This is a genomic window from Microcoleus sp. D2_18a_D3 (genome assembly GCF_036702455.1).
In the GTDB taxonomy this organism is placed as follows: domain Bacteria; phylum Cyanobacteriota; class Cyanobacteriia; order Cyanobacteriales; family Microcoleaceae; genus Microcoleus.
This window is the reverse complement of record NZ_JAUBTK010000030.1, coordinates 19874-38199: the sequence shown is the minus strand read 5'-3', so window position 1 is coordinate 38199 and position 18326 is coordinate 19874. Positions and strand designations below refer to the sequence as shown.

Sequence of the window (18326 nt, the reverse complement as noted above, 5' to 3'; positions counted from 1 at the left end):
AGATATCAGCGGATGAGCGCAGATGAACGCGGATGGTATTTTATCTGCGTTTATCTGCCTTCATCTGCGGTTAAAAAAATTCCTACTTTAACCCAAACCTAAATCAGTCACAGCACCGATACTGCTAGAAGAAACCAACTTAGCATATTTAGCCAAAACGCCCCTAGTATAGCGAGGTTTAGGAGGCTGCCAAAGAGCCCGCCGCTGCTCCAATTCTGCATCCGAAACATTGAGCTGCAACAAGCGATTTTGAGCATCAATCGTAATCGAATCGCCCTCTTTTACCAGAGCAATTGTCCCGCCAACTTGTGCTTCGGGTGCAACGTGACCGACAACCATGCCGTAAGTTCCGCCAGAGAAGCGACCGTCAGTAATTAACCCTACAGAATCGCCCAAACCAGCGCCAATAATTGCCGAAGTTGGTGCTAACATTTCGCGCATCCCCGGCCCGCCTTTGGGCCCTTCGTAGCGGATGATAATCACATCTCCGGCTTGAATTTTGCCCGCTAAAATTGCCTCCAAACAATTTTCTTCAGATTCAAATACGCGCGCCGGGCCGGTAATTTGCGGTTTTTTAACGCCAGTAATTTTAGCAACTGCTCCTTCTGTTGCCAGATTTCCCCTGAGAATTGCTAAATGTCCTTGGGCGTAAAGCGGGTTGTTCCAAGGGCGGATGACATCTTGGTCGGTGCGGGGTTCGGCTGGAATATCTGCTAACACTTCGGCAACAGTTTGACCGGTAATTGTCAGCGCGTCTCCGTGCAGCAAACCCTGTTCTAGCAGCATTTTCATTACTTGAGGAATGCCGCCGGCTTTGTGCAAATCGGTTGCTACGTATTTGCCGCTGGGTTTGAGGTCGCACAGCACTGGCACTTTTGCTCGAATAGTTTCAAAATCGTCGAGGGACAACTCAACGCCGATCGCATTGGAAATGGCTAATAAATGCAGCACAGCGTTGGTTGAACCGCCGACTGCCATGATGACGGCGATCGCATTTTCAAAGGCTTTGCGAGTCAAAATTTGGCTCGGTAACAACTGTTTGCGGACAGCTTCCACCAGCACTTTTGCAGATTCGGCAGCGCTGTCAGCTTTTTCGGCATCCTCAGCAGCCATTGTCGAAGAATAAGGCAAACTCATGCCCATCACTTCAAAAGCGCTAGACATCGTATTTGCTGTGAACATTCCGCCACAGGAACCCGCACCCGGACAAGCTTTTTGTTCGACTGCATTGAGTTCTGTTTCGTCAATTTTGCCCGCGCTGAATTGGCCGACGGCTTCAAAAGCGCTGACAACGGTTAAATCCTGTCCGTTGTGGTGTCCGGGTTTGATCGTGCCGCCGTAAACAAAAATAGCAGGAATGTTCATGCGGGCGATCGCAATCATCGCCCCCGGCATATTTTTATCGCAACCGCCGACAGCCAGCACCCCGTCCATACTTTGGCCGTTGCAAACAGTTTCGATGGAATCCGCAATCACATCTCTCGACACCAGAGAATATTTCATCCCTTGAGTTCCCATCGAGATCCCGTCGCTGATAGTAATCGTACCGAACATCTGCGGCATGGCGCCGGCTTCCCTTGCACCCGCAATAGCCCGCAAAGCGAGCTCGTTCAATCCCATATTGCAGGGCGTAATCGTGCTGTACCCGTTGGCAATCCCCACAATCGGCTTAGTGAAATCGCCGTCGCCAAAACCGACTGCCCGCAGCATTGCCCGGTTGGGCGCGCGCTGCACCCCCCCAGTCACAGCTTGGCTTCTCAAATTTTCAGGCATTTTAAAATTTCCTTTCTCTGTTGACAGTTGACAGTTGACAGTTGACAGTTGACAGTTGTCAGTTGTCAACTGCCAGCTCGCCCAAAAACGAATACAAGTTTCCGATAATCGTCGTGGTGAGCCCATAATTTTAGACCAAAGTTCCGGCTCCCAGATGAATCTGTGGAGCAAATCTAAAATCTAAAATCTAAAATCGACTGACTCAGTGCCGAGCGCCGAGAGTTTTACCCTATTGTTGATTTTCTCAGAAGCTTTGATCTTTGTCAGACCTTTTAGGAGGCAGTGGCACAGCAGTGCCCGGAAAGCAATGCAAAGATTCTACAGATACTACAGCGTGCAGAGTGAATACCGTGGTTATCTGGGATGATGTGGTAACACCCATCACTCTAACGTTTAAAAAAATTGCGAGGCGAATGACATGGAGGCCGATCGAATTCTGAGGCAATATGCGGCCGGAGAAAGAAATTTTCGAGAAATTAACCTCGTTGGGGCCGACTTAAAAGGGGTAAACCTCAGCGAGGCTAACTTTACCAGATCGAATTTCCAAGACGCAAACCTCAAAGGCGCTAACCTGACGGGAGCGAACTTGCGCGAGGTGAAATTGGCAGGGGTGGACTTGACGGAAGCCAACCTCAGCGAAGCAAATCTCATCGGTACTGATTTGAGCCGCGCCAATCTCAGCGGGGCTAACCTGATGGGAGCCAACCTGCGCGGCTCAATGGCCAGAGAAGTCAACATGACTAAGGCTAATTTGACAGAAGCTAATTTGACCGAAGCCAACTTTACCGAAGCGAATTTGTTTGCGGCCAACTTAACGGACGCTAGCATGATTCGCATTAATTTGATGAAGGCAAATTTGAGTTGGTCAACTCTCAAAGCGGTAAACCTGACAAATGCCATCCTCAGCGAGTCGCTTTTAGAAAGAGCTAACCTAAATCAGGCAATTCTCAGCGGGGCGATGGTGAGCGGGGCAAACTTGGCTGGTGCAGACTTGCGCCAAGTAACGATGGTTGGAGCTAATCTCACCGACGCTAATCTGAGCAATGCTAATTTGAGAGTTGCTAATGTGAGTTGGTCAACGCTGGCAAGAGCTAATTTGAGCGGTGCTAATTTGTACCGGGCAAAGCTGTGCTGGTCTAATTTTAGCGGGGCGGTTTTGGTGGAAGCGGTTTTGATTGATGCTAATCTCAATCGAACTAACTTCCGCGATGCAGATTTGAGGCGGGCAATTATGCCGGACGGCACGACTAATGATTCTTAAAATTTGATTGGTGATTGTTGACTGTTGACTGTTGACTGTTGACTGTTGACTGTTGATTGTTGATTGTTGATTGTTGACTGTTCACTAATGACTAATGACTACTGACTAATGACTAATGACTACTGACTACTGACTACTGACTACTGACTACTGACTACTGACTAATGACTAATGACTATCACTGAATTATTGATGTTGGGTGCGGCGGGAATTTTTGCGGGAATTCTAGCTGGATTTTTGGGTATCGGCGGCGGTACGGTGCTCGTGCCTTTGTTGGTGGCTCTCAATTACGCTCCGGTGCAGGCGGTTGCTACTAGCGGTTTGTCGATCGTCATTACAGCTATTTCTGGCAGCATCCAGAATTGGCGCATGGGCTACCTCAGCTTGAGCCAAGTCGCAGGCATCGGATTTCCCGCCGTCATCACAGCACAAATCGGTGCTTATTTGGCGGGGATATTTCCGCCTTACTTGCTGTTACTTACTTTTGGGTTGTTGCTGTGGCTCAATATTTATTTGATTGAAGTTCGCAAGCGCCTGACAGCTAAGAAGAAAGCGGAAGCAGAACAAGGGGAAATAGGAGGACAAGCGGGACAAGGAGAAAATGCTCAATTACCAATTACCAATCACGAATTACCCAATAATTCAAATATTTTATTCCATCCAACTTTTGCTAAAATTGCTACCGGCAGTGCGGCGGGTTTATTAGCGGGTTTGTTCGGCGTAGGCGGCGGCGTAATTATGGTTCCCCTGCAAATTTTGCTGTTAGGAGAAAGCATTAAAACCGCAATTCAAACCAGCTTGGGCGTCATCGTCATTACGGCAATTTCGGCGACGGCGGGACACGCGGCGCGCGGGAATGTTTTGTGGGTTGTGGGGTTAATTCTTGGCGGCGGCGGTTTGTTGGGCGCGCAGGTGAGCACGCGGTTTTTGCCGAGATTGCCCGATCGTATTGTTAGTTTAGCTTTTCGATCGCTCTTGGCAATCTTATCGATTTATGTTTTCTGGCAAGCTTGGCAAAAATTTAGTAACGGGTAATTGGTAATTGGTAAGGGGTAATTGGTAAGGGGTAATTGAGAATTGGTAATTGGTAATTGAGGCAGAGCCTCCGGGTATGTATTCCCAGGCAGAGCCTGGGAACAAGGTTATGGCTACAATGACAGTTAACAATTGACAGTTGACAGTTGACAGTTGACAGTTGACAGTTGACAGTTGACAGTTGACAGTTGACTACTGACTACTGACTACTGACTACTGACTAATGACTACTGACTACTGACTACTGACTAAGTTTCTTCACGGCGCGAGTCAGACGCTGCAAATAAGGCTTGACAATTTCTTGATTTTGCCGCTGCAACTCGGAAACTTGCTGCTGCAAATGCTGAATCTCGGTTTGCAACATCCCTGTGTCTATTGTGGGTCGATCGAGCAAATCCTGTAATTGCTTGAGAGAACCTTGGATTTGATCCAAATCTACTTCGTTCGATCGCTCCTGTAACTGAGCCGTAATAGTTTTAACTTCAGTTAACTGTTCGCCCATCAATAAAAATCGGACGTTGACATTTTCCCAATCATGCTCTCTCAGGGCGCTATTTTCCAAAATGCGGAGTTTTTGCTGCAAATCCGACAGTTGCGTGTGGAAATCCTGAGAATCTGCAGGCAGCGCTTGGGCTTGGCGTTCGAGAGAGGCTACGGCAGCTTGTACCTCGGCGATGACGCCGGATTCCAAGCCGAGGAGTTTCTGCTGCAAGTCGGAGACAGCGGTGTAGAGTTCTGCAGGTTCTCCAGGTAGTATCTGAACTTGCTGCGAGCGAGGTTCTACGGAGGCCTGTACCTCCGCGATCGCAGAATTTGCCTTTTGTTGCATTTGTTGCTCGAAACGCTGGCGATTGGCGAGATTTATGGAGAGTGCTGCGGTTAAGGGGGCGGCGGCGTAGACAATTTGGCCCGACAATCCTGCAGCAATCGTGCCAATAGCTGAACCAGCAACTGAGGCGTATTCTACCAATTCTAGCCAGTCCGGCTGGTTCGGGGCACTTCTGGAAGCTGGGAATGATGCTTTTTCAATCTTCTGCATAGCCTTTTAGTCGTAGTCGGATAGATGGCGATACCGACATGATAAAAGCGATCGGCAAATAAATCAGGGCTAGTGGTCAAAATTTCCTGATTGTGGTATTTTTATTGACCGAAAGCATCCAGGATACAAGCCCCCGACTTTATCCGTGGGGTCAATGCTTCAATTCTTTAATCTAAAATCTAAAATCTAAAATCTAAAATCGATTGACCTCGTGCCGAATACGTTCTGCGTTTAAAACGCTCAGTCTCAGGTAAAATTCAGGATTAAGTCGATCGCTCAACAGTTAACCAATAAGCGTTCACCGCCGTCTGTCAGGAGTATACAGAAAATGGGTCTTAAGATTATTGAAAGCTACGATAGCAGTTTTGTCCTCGAACCCGATGCTAAAACTGCACTGTTCGGTTTATTAACCGGTGAAAGCTTTGTCAAACAAATAGCGCTACAATTGCAATGCTCGCGCATTGAGTTTGCCGAGTTACTTTTTCAGCCAGTCCCTTACAGCAGCGAGACGCCGAAGGGAATGCCTGCTGAATTTGAAAAGTATCACGAATCGAGCGATTTTGCGATCGTCAACGTCCCGCCTAATTTCATGTTCCAAGCCAAAATATTTAAACCCAGCCGCCTCTGTGCAATTTATCGAGTTTTCAAGAGTTAGGTAAAGGCTGGTTAATCTGTGGTTTAATCTAAAATCTAAAATCTAAAATCTAAAATCGGATGACAGAAGACATTCAATCTCTCGCCAGCTTAGAATTCATTCCCTACATAGACTCCGAGGGGAAATTGCCCGATTTTGTCCAGGGAAAAATCGGCGTTTACGCGATTTTCGACAGCGAGAAAGTGCTGCAATTTGTCGGCTATTCTCGCGACATTTACCTCAGCCTCAAACAGCATTTGGTACGCCAAACCCAGTATTGCTACTGGCTGAAAATCCAAACTATTGACAAGCCCAGCCGCACCATCCTAGAAAGCATTAGAGAAAGTTGGATTGCCGAAAACGGTTCCCAACCCCAAGGTAACGGTGCCGATGCGGCCAAGTGGAACGATCCCATCGACACCAAAACTGTAATGACTGCCCAAGAAACGGCAAATTATGAAGGTATCTTCGCCGATGAAATTGCCAAAGATAAATTGTTGAAAAATGTCGCGCGGCGCGTAGAGAATGAAATTTTCGCGCTGCTGAAAGCTCGCGGCGTAACTGAAGAAATCCGGTTTAATCCCAAGCTCAAAACGAGCGGATTGTTGGATTTAAAGTAAATATGCTCTCTGGTCAATTCCCCACAATCAGCTTAAGCTTTTAGTCCGCCAGTCCTCCCGCTTACCCGGCACTCCGCCAGGGAATGAATTCCACGGGGCTTATAGCAAAAGTCCTCTAAAAGAGGACTAATAAATTATTCAGTCCTCTTGAGCGAGGACTTTCGCTTTGAGGCAGGGGTTTCAACCCCTGACGGACTGACGGATTATCGGTTTTACCTCAAGTGGACACCAATAGCCCTTGCCCTGTCCATAATTTCCGTGCCGGAAACGGTAATGCCGTTTCCCTACAGATGCTCGCGTACAATCTATGTGATATATAGCGGTTCTCAAGCGTCGTGAGGTATGGGGTGAGTCCGATGCCCGATGCCCGATGCCCGATGCCCGATGCCCGATGAGCACCTCATGTTAGTGAGAAAGGCTATATCCTCTGGGTATGTTAAAGTTTAAAATGTTGAAATTTATTAAAATTTTACAGATATCGGAATCTGCACAATTAACTTGGTTCCTCGAGCCGGAGCAGAAATACAACTGATTTGACCTCGATGTTTTTCCACTACAATATCGTGACTGATTGCCAACCCTAATCCAATACCGCGGCCTACAGGCTTCGTTGTAAAAAATGGGTCAAATATCTGGTGGCGCACTTCCTCACTCATCCCACAACCGTTATCGGCAATGTGAATAACAACGGATTTATAATGGTGAGTGGCTAATTTTGAATCTTGATTGTGCAGGGCCGATTCTGACACACAACTTACTGAAGTGCTGATGGTAATTTTTCGGGGAGATGGTTGAGTTTCTAGGGCATCAATAGCATTACTTAGCAGGTTCATGAACACCTGATTTAACTCACTGGCGTAACAGGTGACTCTTGGCAGTTGGCTGTAGTCTTTAATGACCTCTATCTCACCAGCTTTGTTTGTTCCCTTCAGCCGGTGCTGCAAAATAACTAAAGTATTGTCTATGCTTTCATGAATATCCACTGGCTTGTACTTTTGTTCGCCAAGGCGGGAGAATTTCCGCAAAGACATCACTATTTCGCTAATCCGAGAAGCACCCTCTGTCATCGACTTCAGCAGTTTTGGATAATCCTCTGCGATGAATTCGGGTTGAATCTCGTCCAATTTGCCGATAATTTCTGCAACGGGCTGCGGGTAGTAATGTCGGTACAATTCGACGAGGCGAAGCAAATCTCGTGCATAGTCCGCCGCTAGAGCAATATTGCCGTAGATAAAGCTGACGGGATTGTTGATTTCGTGAGCAATTCCAGCAGCTAGCTGACCTAAAGAAGCCATTTTTTCCTTCTGTATTAACTGAGCTTGAGTTTTCTTTAGTTCAGTTACGGTTTGTTCGAGTTGCTGGGCGTAGGATTGTGTTTGCTGGAACAACTGGCGCTGCACGAGTTGATTTGAGACGCGAGCCAGAACTTCTTGTTCGTGAAACGGTTTTGTGATATAATCTATACCACCAACTTCAAAGGCTTTGACTTTATCTAATATTTCATTCAAAGCACTGATAAAAATAACTGGAATGTCCTTGGTTGTGGGAGAAGCTTTCAATGCTTGGCAGACTTGGTAGCCGTCCATACCGGGCATCATGATGTCGAGCAAAATTAAGTCAGGAGGAGTTAACTCGATCGACCGCAGCGCTAGTTTGCCGTCGGGTGCGGTGCGTGTTTTGTACCCTTGGTGCGAGAGTATTTGAGCTAAAAGTTGCAAATTAGCCGGAATATCATCAACAATTAAAATATTCCCTTTTAAGACGGGAGTTGGTTCGTAATTCATATCTCGTTCGCTAAAATAACCTTTATAGGTTTGTAGTGAGTACGATCGTCCTAGCGGGTTTTATGAGGACGGTCGTACTCACTACGAACCGGGTATAATATCAATTCTCTTTCGTTTCGGGATGGATGAAAGCTAGTATTTGATTGAACTGAAACTCGTTAGCCAATGTGGCTAGGGCGCTAGCTAAAGCGTCATTGCGATCGCGAATTTGCTCAATTTGCACCAGCATTAACTCTAAATCGCACTCAATTGTGGCTTTCTCTAAAGCTGCCAGCCAATCTGCGGGTAAAGCTGCAAGAGTCTCTGGAGTCGGAGCCTCGATTTGAGTTGACTCGGGAACACTCTCCGGTTCACCGTAAATGTAACGCACTCCCAGATGTTTGTGGAGGGTGGCAAAAATTTCTGTATCTCGAAAGGGTTTGTGGATCAAGTCATCGCAATCATCCGATACAGTAACGGTTTGCCCTTCCTCAGCGTTATCGGCACTCACGGCAATAATTGCCGTAGCTTGACCTTTAAGGGTGGCTTTAATGCGTTTGGTAGCTTCCTGTCCATCCATCACGGGCATCCACATATCCATAAAAATTAAGTGTGGCTCAAAACTCGACCACTTTTCAATAGCTTCTATGCCGTTGGTGGCTTCTTGGAGTTCAAAGTTAAAGGCAGCCAGGAGTTTGATCAGCAGTTGGCGGTTGTCGGATCGATCGTCCACAATCAAAATACGATAGCGCGGCTGATTGCGTTGCAGTGCTATCACCCGACGCGGTGGCTGTACGGGTTGAGTCGCCGGGGCATCAACGGCGCTGACGGGGATATCAAACGCGAAGGTGGTGCCGCGTCCAACTTCACTGCGTACAGTAATCACGCCGCCCATCAGCTTGATAAACTGTTGGCTGATAGCCAACCCCAAGCCTGTTCCTTGCTGAGATTTTGTTCCTGTTTTGGTTTGCACAAAGGCTTGAAAAAGCTTATCTAACTCATCAGCAGCTATGCCGGCACCCGTGTCTTCTATTTCAAAATGTAATTGGTAATTACTGATGGGTAATTGCTGATTGTTACGGTCTCTAAATGCACTTACTCTTAACCTAATTACTCCTTGTTTCGTAAATTTAATGGCGTTAGAAAGCAGATTAATTAAAACTTGGCGCAACTTCATTTGATCTGTTTGCACGTATTCGGGAGTTTCGCTAGAGCAGTCAAATATTAACTGCAATTGTCGCTCCCTTGTCTGGAGTTGAAACATCTCTGCCAGATCGTTCAACAGGCTGCTTAATTGAAATTTTGTTTGGTTGATTGTAATGCGTCCCGCCTCTATTTTGGCTAAATCTAATATTTGATTGATCAGAGCTAGCAAGTGTTCTCCGCTGCGGTTGATGATACGGATATTTTCCTGTTGTTCGCGAGTGAGGTTGGTAGAGCGCTGCATCAATTGGGAGAATCCCAGAATTGCGTTTAGCGGGGTGCGGAGTTCGTGGCTCATATTTGCCAGGAAAGTGCTTTTGGCAAGGTTGGCGGCTTCTGCGGCCCAGGCGGCTTGTTGAAGCTGTACTGCTTGCTGTTGAGTGGCTTCGAGCAATTGAGCTTGTTGTAAGGCGACTCCTAGTTGAGTGCTAATTTGCAGCCCAATATTGATTTCTGCTTCGCGCCAAGTGCGGGGTGCAGAATTTTGATAGCTGGCGAGCAAACCCCAAAGTTGACTGCCGCAAAATATGGGAAAAATAACGTAGGCTCTAGCTTGAAATTGCTCTAACAGTTCTAGGTAACAAGGACTCAACCCAGCGCTGTATATGTCTTCAATTATGCGGTAAGGAACGCCTCTAGCATACATACCACCTTGATTTCTTTGTAGATAGGTATCCAGCACTGGTTCACCGGAGGCTTGCATAGTTTTCACGGTACAGCGAGAGTCTTCGACGAGAGTGTTTGGCACATTAAAATCGTCAGGTTGTTGCATCAGAGATATCCAGCCCGCAGCCATTGACTCGGCAACAAATTCCCCACTCCAATCAGGATTAAAGCGATAGATACCGACACGATCGCAATTTAGGGTTTGTCGCAGTTCAGAGGTTGTGGTTTTGAATATTGTGTCAATATCTAAGGATTGACGGATGCGATCGATCGATCGGGCGATGGCTTGTTCCCGCTGAGCGCTTTCTCGCAAAGCTGACTCGGCTTCTTTGCGATCGCTAATATCCAAAACAGTGCCGAACAAACGGAGCAAATGCCCTTTTTCATCATAAACAGGTTTCCCTCGGACTTCTATGTAACTGAGGGAGCCATCTCTTCGGAGCAGCCGCAGATCAATTTCAAAGCTTTGCCCCGACATAGCTTGATCGCGCACCATTGTCAGATAGCGCGATCGATCTTCGGGATGAAAGCGCTCGATTAATTGTTCGTTTGGCAGCGGTTTTTGAGTCGGATCGAGTTCATAAATGCGATAGAGTTCTTGACTCCAAGTGGTTGTTTCTGTGGCGATATCGTATTCCCAACTGCCAATACGGGCAATTTTTTGGGCTTCCAGCAGTCTGGATTCGGCTAACTGGCGATCGCTAATGTCGCGCGCTACCCAAACAGCAGAGCTATCCGACAGTGGCGAAATTTTAGCAGCAAACCAAACTTCTTGGTTATTAATTGGCAGACTGTAATCAAAACTAATAGTTTGTTGGGTTTCCAATGCCTGTCGAACTTGAGCAAAATAAATCTCCTCCCTTGGCTCATGAAAAAATTGTTCGATGATGGAGTCGATCTGATTCGTCTGATAGTTGTATTGAAAAATTCCCTTGGTGGGTATAATTTGGATAGTTTCTTCTTGAACCTCAAAAATCAATACAATATCTGTAATTGACTCAAATATTTTCACAACTTGCTCAGTAGAAGTGGAAAGTTTTTGTTCGAGCAATTTGCGCTCGGCAATTTCAGATTGTAATAGTTCGTTGGCACGAGCTAAGGCGCAGGTACGTTCGACCACTTCGGCTTCTAAAGTGCGATTGTAGTCAGTTAAGATTTTTTCAGCTTGTTTGCGCTGTGCGATGTTAGAAAAAGCAGTGATGGCATAAATAATGTTTCCGCCTTCGTCGAAAATTGGTGTGGCGCGCACCTCAAAAGGAATAAATTTCCCATCTCGATAAAGTTCTACATCTTCAAGGAATACCGTTGCGCCGCGCAGTGCTCGGAATGCGGGAAGTTCTTCAGTTGGATACGGCTGGTTTTGGCGATAGATTTGATAAACTTCTACTGCTTCTTCTAAAGTCGAATCGGGGATAGTTTCTACGCCGAGCCAATGCTTGGCAGTTTCGTTGAAGTACACGACTTTACCGGAGGCATCGTGGATAGATACTCCTGCAGGTATGGCTTCGATAAATTGCTTGAGTTGGCTCTCTCTTTGCGCTAAAGCTTCATTTAAAGATTTTTGGTCTGCAAAAGCCTGTTGCAGTTGCGCGGCCATAAAATTGAAGGAATTGGCGAGTTCTCCGACTTCATCCAAGCGTTTATTTTCTAAAGGTTGCTCCCATTTTCCTTTGGCAACATTTTTGGCTGCCGTATTCAAACGCATAATTGGCTTTGTTACCCAACGGGAAGTCAACAATCCGATCGCGATCGCCAGCGGCAGTGTACCGGTCAATAACCACAATGTGTTGCGCGTATTTGCTTGAATCGGAGCCATGAAATCCGACTCTGGCACCACCACCACAATCAACCAATCCAAGCCACGGAAATCTCGATAGGGAGTGACGCGGACAAACTGCCTATCGCCCTTGCTCGCCAGGGTAAATCGCTGGGTTGTTTGCAACGTGCGGAAGTTGCCAAAGCGGTTGGCGAGTTGTCTAGCATTATCTCGCGTTCGGGCATCCTTGCTGTTGGTGGCTAGCAATGGCGTCGGTAGCTTTTTGGCTGGTGTCACCAAGGGTGTTTCTAGTGTGGATGTGGCAATCAGATTGCCCGATCGATCCATAATAAAAGTTTGTCCCGATGCAGAGAAGTGCAGCCTAGCCAGGAAGGTATTGATTGCCGAGGGCCCATTATTATCGGTGAGGCGATCGCTAATCCGTTCTCCTACTTGTTCGATTAGCTGATGCGCTACATCCTCGACTGATTCCTGACCACTTTTGAAAGAAAGAAAGCCCACTAGCCCAACTACACTTACCGTTTGCAAAACAAACGGCACAATCAGAACCGTTCGCAGCGGCAGCTTGCTAAAAAAAATGGCGGTTAGGCGGTTGAAGGGATACATGGGCATGGGTGTGAACCAATTGTGCTGGCGATCGTATTTTAACTGCTGTAGCGATTGGCGCGCCCTAAAAACTGTGAAATTTTCCGCCCGGTTCAATATAGGCAACTACTAGCGAAGATTGGACACGGGTGTAAAAATTTGCTTCTGTCAGTTCTGTTTCTAGCTGTTGGGCATTTGATTCATTTTTACTTATTACAAAAACGGTGATAAAATTTCTAATTTCTTTGTGTGTATCGGCAATCATGTCGTTAATAAAAAGCCAGCGGGAGCGGGTTTATGAGATTGTAGATTATGGGCAATTATTATTGGTGAATCCGCCCCTACAAGATTTAACATCATACAAATCCGAATCAAACGGAAATGATATTATTTGTGCGTTCATCGAACCCGATCGCCCTAATGCCCATTTGTTAACTTGGCTAAAACGGCGGCGAAGAGAGCGGGTTCGATCGGCTTTGTTAAGTGTTCGTTGTAACCAGTGGCGATCGCCCGATTGCGATCTTCTTCCCTAGCATAAGCTGTCAGCGCCACGGCCGGCAAGCGCTTGATTTGGTCGGATTCGGACGATCGCACTTTGCGGATCAGCGAGTAGCCGTCCTCAACGGCCATAGCGATATCACGGACTAAAATATCCGGCGGCGACTCCTCTCAACTGCCCCTTCTTACTCGGAGGCTGTTTGAATGGCAGTGTCACCGTAAATGTCGCACCCTGGTCTTTACCGGGACTTTCCGCAGTCACAGTGCCCCCGTGGAGTTCGACCAAGTGCTGGACGATCGCCAATCCCAGTCCCAAACCGCTCTCAGCCTTCGTTTTCGAGGCGTCTGCTTGTCGGAAGCGATCGAACACGTAGGGCAGAAACTCAGCAGAAATGCCCTTTCCGGTATCGCTGACAGTAATTTGCACGTAATTGGGTGATGAGGAATCGCTAACAGCCACCGCAGACAAGCGCACTTGCACATTTCCCCCCGAAGGCGTAAACTTCACGGCGTTAGTCAGCAAATTCCACACTACCTGCTGCAACCTCTGGGCGTCGCCCCACATCAAGCTGACTGCGGGGTCAAGTTCTAACGAAACGGTGACAGACTTGGCCTCGGCTGCCAAACGAACTGAATTATTAGCCGCCTCGATCGTCTTTACCATGTAGAACCAGCCGGGTTTCAGGGCCAGCTTGCCTTGAATAATCCGGGAAACATCGAGCAAATCTTCCACTAGCTGGCTTTGCACCTTCGACTGACGCTCAATGGCTTCCAAACCCGAAGCTAATTTATCTTTGTTGTAGGGGTGGGCGCGCAGGATCTGTGCCCACCCCTGAATCACATTTAAAGGCGTTCGCAATTCGTGGGAAAGAGAGTCTAGAAACTCGTCTTTCCGGCGGCTGATAGCTTCTGCTTCCGCCCGCGCGGCTTGTTCGCGCTCCAGCAACTGAGCGCGTTGGGCCTCGACTTGCTTGCGATCGCTGATGTCGGCGACGATCGACATACAGTTGATATTGCCGTTGCTGTCGCGGACTGGAGTTGCCCACAAACTGATGTCGATCGAGCTGCCGTCTTTCCTTTGGCGCTGGGTTTCCATGCCGGCGATCGCGTTTCCTTCGCGAATTTTTTTCAAATTAGCCGTGAATTCCTCCCGCTTATCTGCGGGAACGCAGGGCACAAATTGACCTACCGCTTCTGATTCAGCCCAGCCAAAAATCCTCTCTGCTGCTGGGTTCCACATTTTCACAGTGCCGTCGTCGCAGTCCAAAACAGTAATTCCTAGGGGACAAGCCTCAATCAAGGCTTCTAAAGTTTGATGGATGTGCGATCGCGCTGCTTCTGCTTCTTTGCGATCGCTGATATCGACGTTCACCCCGATCATCCGCAAAGGCCAACCGATCTCGCCCTGAAACACCTTAGCCCTGCAAGCAATCCAGCCCACGCTTTTGTCCGGGCGGCAGATGCGAAACTCAATGTTTAATTCCTCCCCGGACATCGCCGCAGCCTTTACCTGCTTTTGAGTAACAGCGCGATCGTCTGGATGCACCATTTCCACCCAACTTGGATAGCTGTCGATACCGCCGACCGGCAGCCCGTACAAAGCCTCTAACTCCGGTGTACACGCGATCTCGCCGGTTTCGATGTTCCATTCAAAAGTTCCGATTTTGCCCGCTTGCTGAGCGATTTTCAGCCGTTCTTGATTGTGTTTGAGTTCTGCTTCCACGCGGGATATCTCGGTCAAGTCGATGTAGAATGCGACGATCGTCTCTGGTTCGCGATCGTCCGGGTTCAGGATCGTCCCGCCCATCAGAATCGGCACGCGACTGCCATCTTTGCGGATATACTCTTTTTTGAAAGGAGTTGCGACTCCCTTAGCCCGCAGTTCCCCGGCCGCTAAGGCGTCGAGGTGCAGGTATTCGGGGGGGGTCATCCTGTCCCACCGTATGTGACCCGAGAGCAGGTCTGAGCGGGTGTAGCCGACCATGTTGAGCAGGGATTGGTTGGCGTAGGCGATGCGGCCGCTAAAATCGCCGATCGCGACTCCGAAAATATTTGACTCCAACAGCCGCCGGAATATGGCTTCGCTTTGCTGTATTACTCGTTTTGCTTGGTTGCGATCGGTAATTTCGGCTACCACGGTGCTGACTCCCAGCAGTGTTCCTGATTCATCGATCACGGGGTAAAAGCTGATTTGCCAATCCCGCAAAACTCCTGGCAGTTGCTTGGTTTCGGCCTTTACTTCCAAGTCGATCACCGGGGTTTGCGTCGCCAGCACTTGGCGGTAAATCCGCTCTACCATATCGGCCATTTCGGGAATTACATCTCTAGCGGTGCGCCCGATGTGATCTGCGATCGATCGGCCGTTGATCGCAGCGAGGCATTCGTTCAGGCGGATGTAGCGCAAATTGGTATCGACAAAGCACAGCCCGACTGGTGTGGTTTTGTAAACTAAGTCGAGTTCTGCTAGTTGGCGGCGAAGGCGTATTTCGTTTTCTCGAAGTTGGTTTTGGGCTTGTTTGCGATCGGTGATATCGAGCACGAAAAATGCTCCTTTGTCTGTGCATCCTTGGAAGTTTCCGCCGCCCACTAAAACTGGGAAGCGCGTGCCGTCTTTGCGGATGTATTCTTTTTCAAAAGGCGCGCAACTTCCTTCGGCTTCGACTTGCGCGAGGGCGATGCGATCGAGTTCTAGATATTCCGGCGCCGTGAGTTCGAGCCAGCGGATCTGTCCTGAAACTAAGTCTTCCCTCGTATATCCGATCATTTCCAGCAAGGCGTCGTTAGCGTCCGTAACTTCCCCGTTGCCATCCCAGAAACCGATGCCGATCATGTTAGATTCTACCACACTGCGGAAGCGCATTTCGCTTTCCCGCAAAGCTAATTCGGTTTGTTTGGCTGCGGTAACATCTGTGATAATTAGCCCGACTCCGATTATTTCTTCTCTTTCATTTTTCACTGGGTAGTAGTTGGCGAGCCAGTAACCGAAATATCCCGGTTTCCCATCAGGTTCGCCACTCATTTCTAAGTTTAAAACAGGCTGACCAGTTTCTAAAACTTGCTGAATTATCGGCGCAAATTTGGCTGCATGTTCTGGCAACAATTGGCGGAAGTCTTGGCCGAGATGCTGTTCTATCGGCAAACCGTTGAGTTCTGCTAATACTTGATTGATACGGATGAAGCGCATTTCGCGATCCATAAAGCAAATCGCTAGGGGAGATGCTTCTAATAGCGAGTCAATTAAGGCGAAGGATGCCGATGTTTGAGATAGTGCTTCCTGCGCTTCTGCGTAAAGTCTGGCGTTGTCGAGGGCGATCGCCACGCGGTATGCTAAATCTTCTAGCATTGCCAAGTCTTCTGCACTGTAGCGACGGCCCAACTTCGAGGTAAAGCAAGTGATGGAACCCATTACCCGCCCGCGGGCTTTCAGCGGTACGCAAGCGTGAGATCCGATATTGAGCGATCGCAATATTTCCATTTCTGCTGCATTGTCGGCTCCTGCTGCTAAAATTTCCTCATCCACTTCGGCAATTAGTTGGGATGTTCCGGTGCGGATTACCAGCGGATAGCCGTTAACAGCATTGTCTGCGATCGGACTGCGGATTCTCAAGTTATTCAGACTATCAACTATAGAGGCTTCTGCGTGAGCGGCAGCGACTCGACGCACTTTTGAGTCGGTTTCGGTCAAATGAATGCAGCACCCGTCGGCGATCGAATTTATTGCTAATTCTGCTACCTTTTGCAGCACGGTTTCCCCGTCAAACGCATCAGCCAGCATTTTGCTGACTTCTGCTAAAAATGCCGAGCGCTGCTGTTCTATTTCTGCTTTTTCCCTTGCGGTTTGCTCGATTGTTAACTGCAATCTTTGAGTTTCCGCAAGTTTTATTTCTGTGATATCGCGGGCGACAATTAAGGCGGATTCTGGTACGCCATTTTTGTCAAATTCTGGAACTACGCGGGATTGATAACTTCGGATGCCGTTGATTGAGAAAGCCTGAAATTCGATAATTTCTTCTTGACCTGTTTCTAACACTTTGTGCAGGGTTTCATCCCACATCTGGCACTGTTCCGGCGGTATTCCTATTTCTTGACTGGTTTTACCGAGGAAGAATGAAATTGGTTTTCCTTGACTTCTTTCAACTGCTTGATTGACATACATATAACGCAGTTCTTTGTCCGTGCGGATAATGATGTCTGGCGTATTTTCTAGCAGCGTTCTCAGTTGCTGTTCGCTGTTTGCCAAAGCTGCTTGCGCTTGTTGTCTTTCGGTGACATCTCTCACCGTGCCCACATATCCGATGAGTTCGCCGGAGTCCGAGAACATCGGCGATGAACAAACGTTAATCCAGCGCACAATCCCCTCTGGTGTTTGCAGGCGATACTCGATCGCATATTCCCCACCTTTCCGAGTATAATCTAGCCATCGGGTCAATACGCGATCGCAGTCTTCCGGGTGAATGCACTTCTCCCAACCGTCTCCTAAAAGTTCTGTCCAACTTAAGCCGCAAATAGCCTGACAGCGCGGGTTTGCATAGGTGTAGCGCCCCTCAAAATCAGCCATAAAAATGCCGACCGGCGAACAGGAACTTAAACAGCGAAATCGTTCTTCTTGAGCTTGCAGCGCTTCTTTAGCTACTGTCAGTTCTGCTGTCCGCTGTTTGACGCGGCTTTCTAGCTTGGTGTAGGATAAAGCCAGGGCTATCTCTGCTTCTGTGCGATCGGTAATATCAATGCCTGTTCCTATCACATATTCTACCAAACCATCGCTATTGGTCGTCACAGTATTCGACCAAGAAATTAAGCGCTTAGAGCCGTTTTTAGTGCGCCAATAGTTGTGATATTCGCTGTTAAAATGTTCGACTTTTAGCTGAGTAAAAACTGTTTTAACAGGTTCTATTTCTTCGGGAATTAAGAACAAATCCCAAACATATTTATTAACAACTTCTGCTGCCGAGTAGCCTGTAGTTTTTTCGCAAGCTTGGTTAAAGCGGACAATCCGTCCTTGACTGTCGAGAACTACAATCAAGCAAGCTGTCGTGTCAATTACTTTTGAAATAATATTACGTTCTATTTCTAGTTCTTGTTCTGCGGACTTTAAGCCAGCATACCAAGCGATAACGGCAGCAGCCAAAAGTAAGATTGCAGAACCTGCCTGGAAGGAAAACAGTAACAGAGTTGTCAGCAGTAAAGCCGTGCCGGCACTAAATGTAGCAATACTGTAAGATTTAATGGGTAAGGGCAAGACCTCAAACTCGCTCATTTTTGTTGACCTGTAGCGATGGCGCGATCGCACTATTGCTTATGTCGATGAAACAACCTTGTTAAAACTTAGTTAAAACTAAGTATTTATTTTTTCTATACAAAACCACATTTGTCGGCTCTGTGCCATCTTCCCAGAGACAGATTGGCAGCGGGATTGGTGCTGAATCAACTGCTATCATAGATTCAGGGACAAATTAGATTATCTAATTTCTG

General features: G+C 47.7%; 11 protein-coding genes. 4 read left to right on the top strand and 7 right to left on the bottom strand.

Annotation, left to right across the window (positions count from 1 at the left end; translation table 11 throughout):
* Positions 1-87 precede the first annotated feature (87 nt).
* On the bottom strand, positions 88-1773 hold the full coding sequence (gene ilvD / locus QUB06_RS15900; RefSeq protein ID WP_333436082.1) for a dihydroxy-acid dehydratase: 1686 nt from the start codon (positions 1771-1773) through the stop codon (positions 88-90).
* A gap of 418 nt (positions 1774-2191) precedes the next feature.
* On the opposite strand from ilvD, the gene QUB06_RS15895 reads away from it, so the two are divergent.
* Positions 2192-3034 carry a pentapeptide repeat-containing protein gene (locus tag QUB06_RS15895; RefSeq protein ID WP_333285719.1) on the top strand — a complete coding sequence of 281 codons (843 nt, stop codon included), beginning with the start codon at positions 2192-2194 and terminating at the stop codon, positions 3032-3034.
* 171 nt (positions 3035-3205) lie between these two features.
* Positions 3206-4069 (top strand): sulfite exporter TauE/SafE family protein, encoded by an 864-nt coding sequence (locus QUB06_RS15890; protein WP_333436081.1) that lies wholly within the window; start codon positions 3206-3208, stop codon positions 4067-4069.
* A 241-nt stretch (positions 4070-4310) separates the two neighbouring features.
* On the opposite strand, the gene QUB06_RS15885 is transcribed toward QUB06_RS15890, so the two are convergent.
* Positions 4311-5108 (bottom strand): hypothetical protein, encoded by a 798-nt coding sequence (locus QUB06_RS15885; RefSeq protein WP_333436080.1) that lies wholly within the window; start codon positions 5106-5108, stop codon positions 4311-4313.
* Positions 5109-5436: 328 nt separating this feature from the next.
* Between QUB06_RS15885 and QUB06_RS15880 the strand changes: the two genes are divergently transcribed.
* A complete protein-coding gene (locus QUB06_RS15880; protein ID WP_333436079.1) occupies positions 5437-5763 on the top strand; it encodes a hypothetical protein in 327 nt (108 codons plus the stop codon).
* Positions 5764-5822: 59 nt separating this feature from the next.
* Positions 5823-6362, top strand: coding sequence for a GIY-YIG nuclease family protein (locus tag QUB06_RS15875; protein ID WP_333436078.1), 540 nt, complete (start codon positions 5823-5825; stop codon positions 6360-6362).
* 461 nt (positions 6363-6823) lie between these two features.
* Here the strand turns inward: QUB06_RS15875 and QUB06_RS15870 are convergent, their stop codons facing one another.
* From QUB06_RS15870 to QUB06_RS15850, 5 genes are all read right to left on the bottom strand, one after another.
* Entirely contained in the window at positions 6824-8146 is a 1323-nt protein-coding gene (locus QUB06_RS15870; RefSeq protein WP_333436077.1) for a response regulator, read from the bottom strand.
* Between the two features lie 100 nt (positions 8147-8246).
* Positions 8247-12383 carry an ATP-binding protein gene (locus QUB06_RS15865; protein ID WP_333436076.1) on the bottom strand — a complete coding sequence of 1379 codons (4137 nt, stop codon included), beginning with the start codon at positions 12381-12383 and terminating at the stop codon, positions 8247-8249.
* A gap of 58 nt (positions 12384-12441) precedes the next feature.
* Complete coding sequence (locus QUB06_RS15860; RefSeq protein ID WP_333436075.1) at positions 12442-12621, bottom strand: hypothetical protein; 180 nt, start codon at positions 12619-12621, stop codon at positions 12442-12444.
* Positions 12622-12773: 152 nt separating this feature from the next.
* Positions 12774-12986, bottom strand: coding sequence for a hypothetical protein (locus tag QUB06_RS15855; RefSeq protein WP_333436074.1), 213 nt, complete (start codon positions 12984-12986; stop codon positions 12774-12776).
* 7 nt (positions 12987-12993) lie between these two features.
* Entirely contained in the window at positions 12994-18111 is a 5118-nt protein-coding gene (locus QUB06_RS15850; protein ID WP_333436073.1) for a PAS domain S-box protein, read from the bottom strand.
* Positions 18112-18326: the final 215 nt, after the last annotated feature.